Source organism: Microbispora sp. NPDC088329, from assembly GCF_040685655.1.
In the GTDB taxonomy this organism is placed as follows: Bacteria; Actinomycetota; Actinomycetes; order Streptosporangiales; family Streptosporangiaceae; genus Microbispora.
Genome location: NZ_JBFBIP010000030.1, coordinates 70,286 through 83,141, shown reverse-complemented (window position 1 = coordinate 83,141; position 12,856 = coordinate 70,286). Strand labels below are relative to the sequence as shown.

At 71.0% G+C, this 12,856-nt stretch carries 14 protein-coding genes; 8 read left to right on the top strand and 6 right to left on the bottom strand.

Annotation, left to right across the window (positions count from 1 at the left end; translation table 11 throughout):
• Window positions 1-404: 404 nt before the first annotated feature.
• On the top strand, window positions 405-3,215 hold the full coding sequence (locus AB0O28_RS36410) for a discoidin domain-containing protein (RefSeq protein ID WP_363647138.1): 2,811 nt from the start codon (window positions 405-407) through the stop codon (window positions 3,213-3,215).
• A gap of 122 nt (window positions 3,216-3,337) precedes the next feature.
• On the opposite strand, the gene AB0O28_RS36405 is transcribed toward AB0O28_RS36410, so the two are convergent.
• Window positions 3,338-4,330 carry a LacI family DNA-binding transcriptional regulator gene (locus tag AB0O28_RS36405; protein ID WP_363647137.1) on the bottom strand — a complete coding sequence of 331 codons (993 nt, stop codon included), beginning with the start codon at window positions 4,328-4,330 and terminating at the stop codon, window positions 3,338-3,340.
• A 130-nt stretch (window positions 4,331-4,460) separates the two neighbouring features.
• Here AB0O28_RS36405 and AB0O28_RS36400 point away from each other — a divergent pair, with 130 nt between their 5' ends.
• Window positions 4,461-4,832: a hypothetical protein gene (locus tag AB0O28_RS36400; RefSeq protein WP_363647136.1), complete on the top strand. Its 372-nt coding sequence runs from the start codon at window positions 4,461-4,463 to the stop codon at window positions 4,830-4,832.
• A gap of 540 nt (window positions 4,833-5,372) precedes the next feature.
• Here AB0O28_RS36400 and AB0O28_RS36395 read toward each other — a convergent pair.
• From AB0O28_RS36395 to AB0O28_RS36375, 5 genes are all read right to left on the bottom strand, one after another.
• Window positions 5,373-5,618: a helix-turn-helix domain-containing protein gene (locus AB0O28_RS36395; protein ID WP_363647135.1), complete on the bottom strand. Its 246-nt coding sequence runs from the start codon at window positions 5,616-5,618 to the stop codon at window positions 5,373-5,375.
• A complete protein-coding gene (locus AB0O28_RS36390) occupies window positions 5,611-5,838 on the bottom strand; it encodes a DUF6158 family protein (RefSeq protein ID WP_142624767.1) in 228 nt (75 codons plus the stop codon). Before AB0O28_RS36390 ends, AB0O28_RS36395 begins: the two co-directional genes overlap by 8 nt.
• Window positions 5,839-5,851: 13 nt before the next feature.
• Window positions 5,852-5,998 (bottom strand): hypothetical protein, encoded by a 147-nt coding sequence (locus AB0O28_RS36385; protein WP_357325544.1) that lies wholly within the window; start codon window positions 5,996-5,998, stop codon window positions 5,852-5,854.
• A 138-nt stretch (window positions 5,999-6,136) separates the two neighbouring features.
• Window positions 6,137-6,358 carry a DUF397 domain-containing protein gene (locus tag AB0O28_RS36380; protein ID WP_142563210.1) on the bottom strand — a complete coding sequence of 74 codons (222 nt, stop codon included), beginning with the start codon at window positions 6,356-6,358 and terminating at the stop codon, window positions 6,137-6,139.
• Complete coding sequence (locus AB0O28_RS36375; RefSeq protein ID WP_363647134.1) at window positions 6,355-7,206, bottom strand: helix-turn-helix transcriptional regulator; 852 nt, start codon at window positions 7,204-7,206, stop codon at window positions 6,355-6,357. The genes AB0O28_RS36380 and AB0O28_RS36375 overlap by 4 nt, the downstream gene beginning before the upstream one ends.
• Before the next feature lie 150 nt (window positions 7,207-7,356).
• On the opposite strand from AB0O28_RS36375, the gene AB0O28_RS36370 reads away from it, so the two are divergent.
• The 6 genes from AB0O28_RS36370 (at window position 7,357) to AB0O28_RS36345 (ending at window position 12,854) form a co-directional block, all read left to right on the top strand.
• Complete coding sequence (locus AB0O28_RS36370; protein ID WP_363647133.1) at window positions 7,357-7,800, top strand: ATP-binding protein; 444 nt, start codon at window positions 7,357-7,359, stop codon at window positions 7,798-7,800.
• 103 nt (window positions 7,801-7,903) lie between these two features.
• A complete protein-coding gene (locus tag AB0O28_RS36365) occupies window positions 7,904-9,343 on the top strand; it encodes an MFS transporter (RefSeq protein ID WP_363647132.1) in 1,440 nt (479 codons plus the stop codon).
• A 129-nt stretch (window positions 9,344-9,472) separates the two neighbouring features.
• A complete protein-coding gene (locus AB0O28_RS36360; protein ID WP_363647131.1) occupies window positions 9,473-9,604 on the top strand; it encodes a hypothetical protein in 132 nt (43 codons plus the stop codon).
• 202 nt (window positions 9,605-9,806) lie between these two features.
• Complete coding sequence (locus tag AB0O28_RS36355; RefSeq protein ID WP_363647130.1) at window positions 9,807-10,664, top strand: LLM class flavin-dependent oxidoreductase; 858 nt, start codon at window positions 9,807-9,809, stop codon at window positions 10,662-10,664.
• Between the two features lie 97 nt (window positions 10,665-10,761).
• Complete coding sequence (locus AB0O28_RS36350; protein WP_363647129.1) at window positions 10,762-11,265, top strand: PH domain-containing protein; 504 nt, start codon at window positions 10,762-10,764, stop codon at window positions 11,263-11,265.
• On the top strand, window positions 11,262-12,854 hold the full coding sequence (locus tag AB0O28_RS36345; RefSeq protein WP_363647128.1) for a PH domain-containing protein: 1,593 nt from the start codon (window positions 11,262-11,264) through the stop codon (window positions 12,852-12,854). The genes AB0O28_RS36350 and AB0O28_RS36345 overlap by 4 nt, the downstream gene beginning before the upstream one ends.
• Window positions 12,855-12,856 lie beyond the last annotated feature (2 nt).

The following is a 12,856-nucleotide window of genomic DNA, read 5'->3' as shown; positions in this document are numbered from 1 at the left end:
TGTACCACCGCGCCCGCGATGGCCGCGCCCGCGCGGCTCACCTGACCGCCACTATCACGGCCGGCCGGAGCACCCGCCCGCCCTTGAGCGCGTCATGCATCCCTCGCCCAAAAGCACATCGCGTCCCTGCTCATGAGCACCTCGCGCGTGCCCGCCCGCCGGTGAGCGCGCCAGATGCCCGCGCCCAGCCCCCAAGCACGTCGCGCACGTCCCCGCCACAGATGCCCCGCGCCGAGCGTCCAAGCACCTCGCGTCCCCCATCCCCCGTATCTTGCGACTTCTCGTCGCAATATTGCAGAAGGATGTTTGTCAACTTATCGTGTGGCCACTCACCTTCTTCGGAGGTGTGGCGGTTTCAGCGTCCACGCCGCATCTCCCGGATCTCGCATGCAGAAAGGATTCCCATGAGAAGATCCGGAGCCGCCGTCGCGGTGGCGGGGGCGCTGATCGCCGTGGGGAGCGTGGTGGCGTTCCCCGGTATGTCGTCGGCCGCGACGTCGCCGTCACCCTTCTCGATAGCCGGAAGGGGCGCGACCGTGCCGTTCACGGAGATCGAAGCCGAGAGCGCCGTGACCAACGGCGAGCGGATCGGCCCGGACCGGGTCTACACGCATCTGCCGTCCGAGGCGTCGGGCCGCCGGGCCGTGCGGCTCGACGCGCCGGGAGAGTACGTCGAGTTCACCCTGCCCAACGCCGCCAACGCGATGACCGTGCGCTACAGCGTGCCGGACAACGCGGCCGGCACGGGCATCACGGCACCGGTCGATCTGCGGATCGACGGGACCAAGCTCAAGGACCTGCAGTTCACCTCCCGGTACGGCTGGTTCTACGGCGGCTACCCGTTCGGCAACACGCCGGGCGACAAGCCGCACCACTTCTACGACGAGACCCGCACGATGTTCGGATCTACCCTGGCGGCGGGGACCAAGGTGCGGATCCAGATGGCCTCCACCGCGGTCGCGCCGTGGGTCGTCGTGGACCTCGCCGACTTCGAGCTCGTGCCGGACCAGATCCCCCGGCCCGCCGGATCGCTGTCGGTCGTCGACTTCGGCGCCGACCGCAACGGCACGAGCGACTCCACCGCCGCCTTCCAGGCCGCCGTCGACGCCGGAAAGGCCCAGGGCAAGGAGGTCTACATCCCGGCCGGCACGTACACCCTGTGGGATCACGTGGTGGTGGACGGGGTCACGCTGCGCGGCGCCGGGCCCTGGTACAGCGTGCTCACCGGCCGCCATCCCACCCAGCGCAACCGCGCCGTCGGCGTCTACGGCAAGTACGTCAGCGGCGGCGGCTACACCGGCGGGATCCGGCCGCACGAGGCGGGCGGGCCGAGTCGCAACGTCACTCTGAAGGACTTCGCGATCATCGGTGAGATCACCGAGCGGGTGGACGACGACCAGGTCAACGCCCTCGGGGGCGCGATGACCAACTCGGTCGTCGACAACGTGTGGTTGCAGCACACCAAGGTCGGAGCCTGGATGGACGGCCCGATGGACGACTTCACGATGAAGAACAGCCGCATCCTCGACCAGACGGCCGACGGGGTGAACTTCCACACCGGCGTCACGAACTCCACGGTGACCAACACCTTCGTCCGCAACACCGGCGACGACGGCCTGGCGATGTGGCCCGACCGGGTGGCCAACGCGAACAACGCCTTCACCTTCAACACCGTGGTCGCGCCGGTCCTGGCCAACAACATCGTGACGTACGGCGGCCGGGACATGAAGATCACCGACAACGTGGTGAGCGACACGGTGACCAACGGCGGCGGCATCCACGTCGCCAACCGCTATCCCGGCGTGAACTCCGGCCAGGGCACGGCCGTCGCCGGCACGATCGCCGTCGCCCGCAACACGCTCATCCGGGCCGGCAACAGCGACTACAACTGGAACTTCGGCGTCGGCGCGATCTGGTTCGACGGCCTCAACGAGCCGGTCAACGCGACGATCAACGTGACCGACACCGACATCGTCGACAGCTCCTACGAGGCCGTCCAGTTCATCGAGGGCAGCACCCAGACCGTCAACTTCTCGAACGTGAACGTCGACGGCACCGGGACGTACATGATCCAGGCGCAGGCGGCGGCGAAGGCGACCTTCACCAACGTGCGGGCGGCCCACATCGGCGCGGGCGTCGCGATCCACAACTGCGTCGGCACCGGTTTCGCCCCCGCGTACGGCACGGGCAACTCCGGCTGGAGCCCGGACTCCACGGTCTGCACCGGCCAGTGGCCCGCCCCCAACTACATCTACGACGGCGGCGACCCGAGCCCGAGCCCCTCGCCGTCGCCCAGCCCGACGGCGTGCGCCCCCGGCAGCGGGGACCTCGCCCGGGGCAAGCCGGTCACGGCGACGAGCAGCACCCAGTCGTACGTCGCGGCCAACGCGGTCGACGGCGACGCCGACACCTACTGGGAGTCGGCGAACAACGCCTTCCCGCAATCGATCACCGTGGACCTGTGCGCCGTGACCCCGGTCCAGCGGGTGGTGCTCACGCTGCCGCCCAGCGCGGCCTGGGCCACCCGCACCCAGACCCTCTCGGTCCTCGGCAGCACGGACGGCACGAACTACACCACGTTGTCCCCCTCTGCGGGCCGCACCTTCGACCCCGCCACCGGCAACACGGCGAGCATCTCCTTCACCAGCGCGAACGTCCGGCACGTGCGGGTGACGGTCACCGGCAACACCGGCTGGCCCGCCGGGCAACTGTCGGCCATCGAGGTGTACGGCACCGGCACCACCCCCAGCCCCTCACCCAGTGCCTCCCCCAGCCCGTCGCCGAGTCCGCCGCCCACGGGGAACCTCGCCCGGGGCAAACAGGTCAGCGCGAGCAGCCACGCCGACGTGTACGTCGCGGGTAACGCGACCGACGGGAACACGGGCACCTACTGGGAGTCGGCGAACAACGCCTTCCCCCAGTCGATCACCGTGGACCTCGGGGCGTCCGTCACGGTCGGCAGGGTGGTGCTCAGGCTGCCGCCGAGCGCCGCCTGGGGCGCCCGCACCCAGACGCTGTCGGTCCTCGGCAGCACGGACGGCACGAACTACACCACGATCGCCGGGCCCGCGGGCTACAGGTTCGACCCGGCGACCGGCAACGCCGTCACCGTCGCCGTGCCCGCCGGGGCCCGGCGTTACCTGCGGCTGAACGTCACCGGCAACACCGGCTGGCCGGCCGCGCAGATCTCCGAGTTCGAGGCGTACGCCTCGTAACCCGGAACGGGACGCCCGGAGGAGGAGTGGACGCCTCCTCCTCCGGGCTCCCCCACACAGCATGACCCCACCAGGCCGTACGGCACGATCACGGGGCGGCGGACCGGACCAGGAGACCCCGCTCAGGCGATGGCGACGCCGACGCGACCCGTGGAGGAGCGGACCACCAGCTCCGGCTCGAACAACAGCTCGCCCGTCGCGACGGCGGCGCCCTCGATCTGGCTCACCAGCAGCTCCACCGCGGCCCGGCCCATCGCCTCGATCGGCTGACGCACCGTCGTCAGGGGCGGGTCCACGCAGGTCATGAGCGCGGAGTCGTCGTATCCCACAACGGACACGTCCTGGGGCACCCGCTTGCCGGCCCGCCGCGCCGCGCGGATGGCCCCGAGGGCCAGCGGGTCGCTGCCGCAGATGATCCCGGTGACGTCCTGCCGTACGAGCTTCAGCGCCGCCGCGTGGCCGCCCTCCAGCGAGTGCATGGTGTGCTCGACCAGCTCGCCGCCCGCGGCGCGGAAGGCCTCCAGCTTCCGTACGGACGGCATGTGGTCGGCGGGGCCGGCGACGAGGCCGATCCGCTGGTGGCCGAGCGCCCTGAGGTGGCCCAGCGCCTGCTCCACCGCGATCGTGTCGTCGCAGGAGACGCGGGGGAAGTCCCAGTGGTCGGCGGCGGCGTTGACCAGCACGGTGGGCAGCCGCCGCTCGACCAGCCGCAGGTAGTGCTCGTGGACGACGCCGGTCTGCGTGTAGAGCCCCCCGGCGAACACCACGCCGGACACCTGCTGCTGCAACAGCAGGTCCACGTAGTCGGCCTCGGAGATCCCGCCGACCGTGCGCGTGCACAGCACGGGGGTGAACCCCTGCTGGGCCAGCGCTCCGCCGACCACCTCGGCGAACGCCGGGAAGATGGGGTTCTGCAGCTCGGGCAGGACGAGCCCGACCAGACGGGCGCGCTCACCGCGAAGCTGCGTGGGCCGCTCGTATCCGAGCACGTCGAGGGCCGTCAGCACGGCCTCCCGGGTGGCCTCGGAGACCCCGGCCTTGCCGTTGAGGACGCGACTCACCGTGGCCTCGCTGACCCCGACCTTCTTCGCAACCTCCGCAAGCCGTCGCGTCATGGCGGCAAGCATACGACGCGGAGCGATCGGGCCAAGGATCTTCCGCCACAGGGCTGTAAGCGGGCTGAAAGCGCCGTGAAAGAGGCGATTCCTAGTGTCTGACGCGTTGAAGATCACTCAGGAAGGCACCATGAACATCCTCAGGAACAGCCTCGCCGTCGTCGCGGCGTCCGCCCTTCTCACTCTCACCGCCGCCTGCAGCGGGAGCCAGACGGCCGTCTGCGAGGAGGCGACCAAGGCGTTCACCGACTACAGCAGCAAGGCCGGCGCCGCGGCCGGTGACTTCAAGGGCATCAACGCCGCGACCAGCGACCTGGCCGCGCGGCTCAAGGACCTGTCCGGCAAGGCCGACGGTGACCTGCAGGTGACGCTCACCGGCCTGGCCGACTCGTGGGGGTCCTTCAAGATCGACCTGTCGGACCCGGCCGCCGCGACCAAGCTCGCCGAGTCCGGCCAGAAGGCCATCCAGGCGACCCAGCAGCTCGCCTCCGCCTGCTCCTGACCCGAGCATCGGGCTGCCCGCCTTCAGCGCGGGCGATCGCAGACTCCCGGCCGGCCCGGCGATCCGGGCGAGGCGGACGGTGTGGCGCACCACCGTTCCCCGCCCGCACCGCCGTGGTCCGGCCGGGTCCACGTGATCTGGCACCACGGCCGGGCCTCGTCAGCGCCTCCGGCCCGCCTCGCCGTCGGCGCGGAGCGCCGGGGGCGGGCGGGTGCGGAGGCCGGCGTAAGACCGTGCCATGTACCACCGCGCCCGCGATGGCCGCGCCCGCGCGGCTCACCTGACCGCCACTATCACGGCCGGCCGGAGCACCCGCCCGCCCTTGAGCGCGTCTCCAAGGTTGGCCGGCTCACGCGAACCAGGGCCGACCGAAGCACTCACGAGGGCACGTCGGCCAGGTGGAACGCAAGCCGGTGTGAGCACGGCCGACGCTTGGCCGAAGCACTCACGAGCACACGTCGGCCAAATGGACCACAACCCGGCATGGGCCGAAGCACGTTCGTGAAAGCACTCTCGGCGTGCACAGCTCCCGGTCGGGTTTCAGTAGTCGAGCCCCCAGTCGTGGTCGCCGAGGAGGTAGGCGTCGCCCTTGGGCACCAGCCTGCCGCCTGCGGTCAGCCTGTCGAGGCACCGCCGTACGTCGTCGTCGCCGAGCCCGGTCATCCGGGCGACCTCGGCGACGGTCGCGTGCCGTTCCTCCACGTTCAGGGCGGCGACGGCCTCGTAGACCGTCATCTCCGCCGCCGTCATCTCCTGGGCGTCTTCCAGGCTCTTTCTGTCAGGCACTGCGCTGTCTCGCCCCCTCACGCAGCCGCTCCGGATCGACCTGCCGGTCCGGGTAGCGTTCGAGGTACTCGCGTTCCAGCTCCTGCGTCCGCGAGGTGTGGCGCTCCAGCGCGTCGTCCGACCCGTGGAAGAGCGTGTCCGACCGGGTTTCGTGCAGGTGGCGCAACTCGCGGATCAGATCCTCGTCGCCCAGGTCCCGCGGGTCGACTCCCATGGTCATGTTCGGTCCTCCCTCACACCTCTGTCGGCTTGTCCCAGCGTTCGTCAGGGTTCTTGTCGTCGGGCTCCGCGTTGGGCGGATCCGTGGCGGACGGGGTCCACTCGCCGGCGATGTCCGGCTCGTCCTCGGTATCGATGTAGCGGTCGTCTTCCTTTCGCATGCAGGTCTCCTGCCCGGTGGAGGGCCCGCCATGCCGGACCGGCCGCACCGCACCGCCCTCATCACCCCTGAATGCCGTACGGCCCGCCCCGCGCCGGCGAAGCGCGTGACGGGGCGAGCCGTACGGGGACGGGAGCTGTCAGGACAGGTCGAACTCCCCGCCCTTGACCCCGTCGATGAACGCCTCCCACTCGCCGGGGGTGAACATCAGCCGCGGCCCCTGGGGGTCCTTCGAGTCGCGCACGGCGACGCCGTCACGCAGGCGCGCCACCTCCACGCACTGGTTGCCGACGGTGTTCGAGCGCGCCGCCTTGCGCCAGACCGCGCAGGCCAGATCGTCCGCCGGTACGAGTCCCCTCATCGCCCTGCCAACTCCTTCTCGACCGAAATGATGGTTTCCATGGACTTCTCCGGGCCGAGCGCGGCGGCACGAAGATGATCGAAGACCTGGGCATATCGGCGGATCTCCGCCGGATCCTCCAGGTAGAGCTCACCGCTCAGGTTCTCCAGCAGCACGACGTCGGCGTCGCCGGGATCGGTGAAGGCCAGGATCGCCAACGCGTTGCCCATGCCGAGGTAGGCGCCGGCGTCGAAGGGCAGCACCTGCACGGTGACGTTCGGCTGCAGGGCCGTCTCGCGCAGCCTGCGCAGTTGCTCGGCCATCACGGGCGGACCGCCCACCGGCCGCCGCAGCGCCGCCTCGTCGACGACGGCCCACAGCTCCAGTGGGGCGGGCCCGGTCAGGCGCCGCTGACGCGCCATGCGGGCGGCCGCCCGCCGCTCGATCTCCGCCGGGTCCTTGACCAGGGCGGCGCCGATGACCGCGCGGGCGTAGTCCTCGGTCTGCAGCAGCCCGGGCACCAGCAGCGGCTCGTAGTTGCGCACCGAGGACGCCTCCGCCTCCAGCCCGACGTACGGTCCGGGCAGGACGTCGTCGTAGGCGCGCCACCATCCCCGCCGGGCCGCGTCCCTGGCCAGCGCGATCAGCGCCTCCCGCTCCGAGCCCTCGACGCCGTAGAGATCGAGCAGGTCGCGGATGGTGCGGGGCTGCGGGCGGGTGTGGCCCGTCTCGATCCGGTACACGGTGGAGGCCGCCACGCCGAGCCGCCGCGCGACCTCCTCGCGGATGAACCCGGATTCACGCCGCAGACGTGTCAGCTCACTGGAAAGCCGGCGGAGCCGTACCGTAGGACCGCCTACTCCCCTCATGAACCGAACTCTCCCTTTCGCCGCAAAAGGAAACCATGCAATCGTTCATTCGCCGTATTGCGTAGTCGTTTTGCAAAGTGCAGGATGAACGAAGTCTTGCACGACCTCGAATCGCCATCGGCAGACGGGTGCACAGGGAGTTATCACGGGATGACAATTCTCAACCTCTCGGGGAGAATCGCGATCTCACGCCCCTTCTCGGGAGAGCCGTCCCAGGTGCGGGCCGCCCGACGGTTCGTGGCGGGCCGCCTCGGCGACGGTCATCCCTGCCGTGACGACGCCGTGCAACTGATCGGCGAGCTGGTCGCCGAGTCCCTGCGGCACGCCGTCTCCTGCGGGCGTCCTCCCGGGTACGGCGTGGCGGTCCTGGCCACCCCCGCCGCGGCGCGTGTCACGTTGTCGACCCAGGGCTGTGGGTGCTGGACGTCTCCGGAGCTGACGCCGGGCCGTGGCGTGCACCTTGTGGACCTGTTCACCCGGCGGTGGGGCGTGTCGGCCAGCCGCACCGGGGTCTGTGTGTGGTTCGAGCTCGGGCACGACGCCGCCGTACCGCAGCCAAGGGACGCGGAGAGCGAGGGCACGAGGACGGCCTGAACGCCGGTCCGCACCGGCCACCACCGAGACCGCGGCCGGCAGAACGAATTTCCGGCCGGATACGGGGTAGACGGGCGCCATATCTTCCGAAGAAGGGGACGATATGGCGCAAATAAGCACTGACATTCCCGCGCGGCTGGATCGGCTCCCCTGGGCCCGCTGGCACTGGCTCGTGCTCATCGGTCTCGGCACCGTCTGGATCCTCGACGGGCTCGAAGTGACCATTGTCGGAGTGATCGGTCCTCGGATCACGGATCCGGGCAGCGGGCTGGGACTCACCGACAGCGAGGTCGGGATCGCCGCCGGCGTGTACGTCGCGGGAGCCTGCCTCGGCGCTCTCTTCTTCGGCCACCTGACGGACCGGTTCGGGCGCAAGAAGCTCTTCCTGGTGACGCTCGCCCTCTACCTGGCCGCCACCGTGGCCACGGCCTTCTCGCACGACGCCTGGTATTTCTACCTGTGCCGGTTCTTCACCGGCGCCGGCATCGGAGGCGAGTACGCCGCGATCAACTCGGCGATCGACGAGCTCATCCCGGCCCGCGTGCGCGGCACGGTCGATCTGGTGGTGAACGGCTCCTTCTGGCTGGGCACCGCGCTCGGCGCGCTCATCGCGATCCCGGCGCTGGACACGAGCCTGCTGCCGGTCGGTCTCGGCTGGCGCCTGCTGTTCGGCCTGGGCGCCGTCCTCGGCGTCGGGATCCTGCTGGTCCGCAGGACCGTGCCCGAGAGCCCACGCTGGCTGTTCATCCACGGCCGCGAACGCGAGGCCGAGGAGATCGTGCGGGACATCGAGACGAAGGTCCGCGAGGAGAGCGGCAAGACGCTCGAACCGGCTCACGGGGAGATCCGCATCAACCAGCGGGCGCACACCCCGCTGACCGAGGTGGCGGCCACGCTGCTGCGCCGTTATCCCAAGCGCACGGTTGTCGGCCTGTCGCTGTTCATCGGCCAGGCGTTCCTCTACAACTCGATCTTCTTCACGTACGCGCTGGTGCTGTCGAAGTTCTTCAAGGTGCCGGACTCCGGCACGCCGTGGTACCTCGTTCCGATCGCGATCGGGAACTTCCTCGGCCCGGTCCTGCTCGGCCGGTTCTTCGACACGATCGGCCGCCGCACGATGATCGCGGGCAGCTACGTGTTGTCCGGCCTGCTCCTGCTGGGCACCGCCGCGCTGTTCAACGCGCACGTGCTGAGCCCGGTGACCCTCACGGCCTGCTGGATGGTGGTGTTCTTCTTCGCCTCGGCGGGGGCCAGCAGCGCCTACCTGACGGTCTCGGAGATCTTCCCGATGGAGACCAGGGCCCTGGCGATCGCGCTGTTCTACGCGGTCGGCACCGGGCTCGGCGGCATCATCGGGCCCGTGCTGTTCGGCCGTCTGGTGGAGAGCGGGGTCGTCGGCAACGTCGTCGTCGGCTACGTCATCGGCGCCGTCCTGATGATGGCGGCCGGGCTCGTGCAGTGGTTCATGGGCGTGGAGGCGGCCCGGCGCTCGCTGGAGGACATCGCCGCCCCGCTCAGCTCCGAGCAGCACCAGATGGTCTGACCGGGCGTTCCGGTACGGCTCACGCCTTCGGGGCGCGAGCCGTACCGGGCCGGATGTCTCATAGCTCTCTTGGGTATCAACCCCATCAGATGTGCACATAAGGCGCATCCACGCACATTCGGGGGAATCATGGCTGACGACGCTCAGAAGAAGAAGCCTTCGAAGTCCACCGGCAAGGCGAAGAGGACGGCCATCAAGGAAGCCCGCTCCGCGAAGCAGGCGAAGAAGGCCAACCGCCCCGCCGAGGGCGAGAGCCAGTGACGGCCTCACGGCCGGTGCCACCATGATCCGGGCCGGGCCCACGCGGCCCGGCCCTCCTCCTGCGCACGCCTCGCTCCTTCACCGCCCGCTTCCCTCGCGACCGGTGCCGGCCCGCACCCGGGTCCCCGTATGCGCTGTCCCCCTCCGTCCTGGATACTCGGAAGGCCGTGGAGCCGATCTCGCTCGTTCTGGAGGACCGCCCGTGAGGCTTGGAGTCGTCTTCGACCGCGACCTGCCGCCGGAGTCGCTTCCGGCGTTCGCCGGGGAACTCGACGGCACGCCGGTCTCCGATCTGTGGGTGGTGGAGGATCTCGGCTGGACGGGCGCGATCTCCTCGGCCGCCACGGCGCTGACCGCGACCTCGCGCCTGCGTGTGGGCATCGGCATCACCCCCGCGCCCCTGCGCAACCCGATGCTGCTGGCGATGGAACTGGCCAACCTGGCCCGCCTCCACCCCGGGCGGCTCGCCGCCGGCATCGGGCACGGCGTGCAGGCGTGGATGCGCCAGGTGGGCGCCGCCGCCTCCTCGCCGCTGTCGCTGCTCGAGGAGACGATCACGTCCGTACGAGCGCTGCTGGGCGGTGAGACCGTCACCCTGCACGGACGCGAGGTGAGCCTGGACGGCGTCCGCCTGGTCCACCCGCCCGCCGAGCCGCCGCCCGTCCTCGCCGGAGTGGTGAGCCCGCGCTCGCTGGCCCTGTCGGGACGGGTCGCCCAGGGCACGATCCTCCCCGAAGGGCTCGGCCCCGAGCGGTTGCGGTCGATGATCGAGCGGATCGGCGCGAGCGGCGACCACGAGGTGGTGGCCTTCGTCCACCTCTACATCGGCGACGACGCGCGCGAGGCCATGCGGCCGGCGGCGGAGGAGCAGGCGGGGTTCCTGCAGGTGCCGCCGGAGGAGGTCGTCATGGCGACGGGTTCCCCGGAGGAGGCGTCCGCCCAGGTCAGGGCATTGTGGGAGGCGGGCGTCACCACGGTCGCCGTCCGCCCGGTTGGTTTCGCGGGTGCTGCGGGCGCCGATCCGCTCTCCCACGTCCACAAGCTCCTGTCCGCGCTCTGATCGGCCGTACGCCACGGGAAGACGGGACATTTGTCCTGGGGAGAACCGGGATCGGCCTCACTACGCCGGGACGCGCACGATGGGGCAGAGTTGGGGCGTGGACACCCCGACCCTCCGATCCCCTCAGCACCGCGTGAGCCGTACCGCCATCTGGTATTGGGCCGCGCGGGCCGCTCTCGGCTGGCTGGTCATCCTCGCGGCCCAGGTGTTCTGGCTCGTGATGGACCGCGACGAGAACGCCCTGTCCGTCACCGCTCACGTGACCGGTCTCGTCGTCACCGCCGTCGTCGCGGTGGCGCACGTCACGGTCATGCCGCAGTGGCGTTACCGGGTGCACCGCTGGGAGGCCACATCCGCGGCCGTCTTCACCCAGTCGGGCTGGTTCAAGCAGGAGTGGCGCATCGCGCCCGTCTCGCGCATCCAGACCGTGGACAGCGAGCGCGGTCCGCTGGAGCAGATCTTCCGCCTGGCCAACGTCACCGTCACGACCGCCTCCGCCGCCGGCCCGATCAAGGTCAGCGGCCTCGACCGGGACACGGCCCAGCGCCTGGTCGCCGATCTCACGGCCACCGCGCAGGCGACGGCGGGTGACGCGACGTGATCGACCCCGTCGTCGAGGCGACCTGGCGGCGGCTGAGCCCGCGCATGCTCGTGATCCACCCGTTCCAGGAGGTCGTACGAGCCGCCCCGGCGCTGCTCGGCCTGCTGGTCGCGGGATCGAGCAGCGGCGGGAAGGGCCACCTGTGGAGCGTCGCGGGCGTCGGCCTCATGGTCGTGCTCGGCATGCTGCGCTGGTTCACCACGACCTACCGCATCACTCCCGAGCACGTGCAGGTCCGCCGCGGCCTGCTGACCCGGAAGGTCGTGACCGTGCCCCGCGACCGGGTCCGCACGGTCGACGTCACCTCCCACGTGCTGCACCGCGTGCTCGGCCTGGCCCGGGTGGAGGTGGGGACGGGCACGTCGGAGCGCAGGCACGAGGGCCGGCTCAAGCTGGACGCGCTGACCGCCGCCGAGGCCGCCCGCCTGCGGGTGGAACTGCTGCACCGTTCCTCCCTCGCCTCCGCCTCCTCTCCCGCCGCGCCCTCCGCGACGACCCCCGTGCCGCCCCCCGCAGGGAGCGCGCCGGCCGCGGAGACCGAACTCGCGCGGATGCGTCCCGAGTGGGTGAGGTTCGGGCCGTTCACGATGTCCGGGCTCGTCACCGTGGGCGTCGTCGCCGGCTTCGTGTCCCGCCTGGTCTCGGAGGGCAACGTCGACCTCGGCCGGGTCGGGCCCGTGCAGGATGCCTGGCGGTGGTTCACCACGATGTCGCTCCCGCTGGAGATCGCGACGGTGGTGCTCGTGCTGGCCGTGTTCGTGAGCGTCGCCTCCACGCTCGGGTACGTCCTGGCCTTCGCCAACTTCCGGCTGACGCGGCACGCCGAAGGCACCCTCCACGTGGCCCGGGGACTGCTGACCGCCCGGGCCACCTCGATCGAGGAACGGCGGCTGCGCGGGGTCGAGGTCAGCGAGCCGCTGCTGCTGCGCGCCGTACGCGGGGCGCGGCTGTCGGCGGTGACGACCGGTTTGCGCTCGGCGCAGGGCGCCCAGCGCGGCGGGTCGATGCTGCTGCCGCCCGCACCGCGCGCGCAGGCCGTGTCGGTGGCCCGGCTCGTGCTGTCCCGTGTTCCCGGCGCCTCCTCGGACGCCTCGCCGGTCACCGCGGGCCTGGCCGCGCACGGCCCGGCCGCGCTGCGCCGCAGGTTCACCCGGGCGTACGGCGTGCACGCGCTCGCGCTCGCCGCGCTGCTCGTGCTGTGGAGGTGGGCGGGGCTGCCCTCGTGGACGTGGATCACCACCGCCGCCCTGCTTCCGCTGACGGCCCTGCTCGCCGCCGACCGCTACCGCTCGCTCGGCCACGCGCTCACGTCCGGCTATCTGGTCACCCGCTGGGGCTCGTTCGTACGCCGCCGGGTGGCGCTGGAGTGCGACGGCGTCATCGGCTGGAACATCGAGCGGTCGTTCTTCCAGCGCAGGGCCCGCCTGGCGACGCTGACCGCGACCACGGCGGCGGGCAAGCAGGGCTATGAGGTGAGCGACGTGAACCTCGGCGAGGCGCTGCGCCTGGCCGCCGCGGCCACGCCCGGCCTGCTCGACCCGTTCCTCGTCGAGGCCCGCACACCCGACATGTCCACCTTCGTCCCCTAATA

Coding starts and splice junctions, on each gene's coding strand:
- AB0O28_RS36380 (WP_142563210.1), bottom strand. CDS start 6,358: ATGAGGGGACTCGTACCGGCGGACGATCTGGCCTGCGCGGTCTGGCGC.
- AB0O28_RS36390 (WP_142624767.1), bottom strand. CDS start 5,838: ATGACCATGGGAGTCGACCCGCGGGACCTGGGCGACGAGGATCTGATC.
- AB0O28_RS36385 (WP_357325544.1), bottom strand. CDS start 5,998: ATGCGAAAGGAAGACGACCGCTACATCGATACCGAGGACGAGCCGGAC.
- AB0O28_RS36365 (WP_363647132.1), top strand. CDS start 7,904: ATGGCGCAAATAAGCACTGACATTCCCGCGCGGCTGGATCGGCTCCCC.
- AB0O28_RS36375 (WP_363647134.1), bottom strand. CDS start 7,206: ATGAGGGGAGTAGGCGGTCCTACGGTACGGCTCCGCCGGCTTTCCAGT.
- AB0O28_RS36400 (WP_363647136.1), top strand. CDS start 4,461: ATGAACATCCTCAGGAACAGCCTCGCCGTCGTCGCGGCGTCCGCCCTT.
- AB0O28_RS36410 (WP_363647138.1), top strand. CDS start 405: ATGAGAAGATCCGGAGCCGCCGTCGCGGTGGCGGGGGCGCTGATCGCC.
- AB0O28_RS36360 (WP_363647131.1), top strand. CDS start 9,473: ATGGCTGACGACGCTCAGAAGAAGAAGCCTTCGAAGTCCACCGGCAAG.
- AB0O28_RS36370 (WP_363647133.1), top strand. CDS start 7,357: ATGACAATTCTCAACCTCTCGGGGAGAATCGCGATCTCACGCCCCTTC.
- AB0O28_RS36405 (WP_363647137.1), bottom strand. CDS start 4,330: ATGACGCGACGGCTTGCGGAGGTTGCGAAGAAGGTCGGGGTCAGCGAG.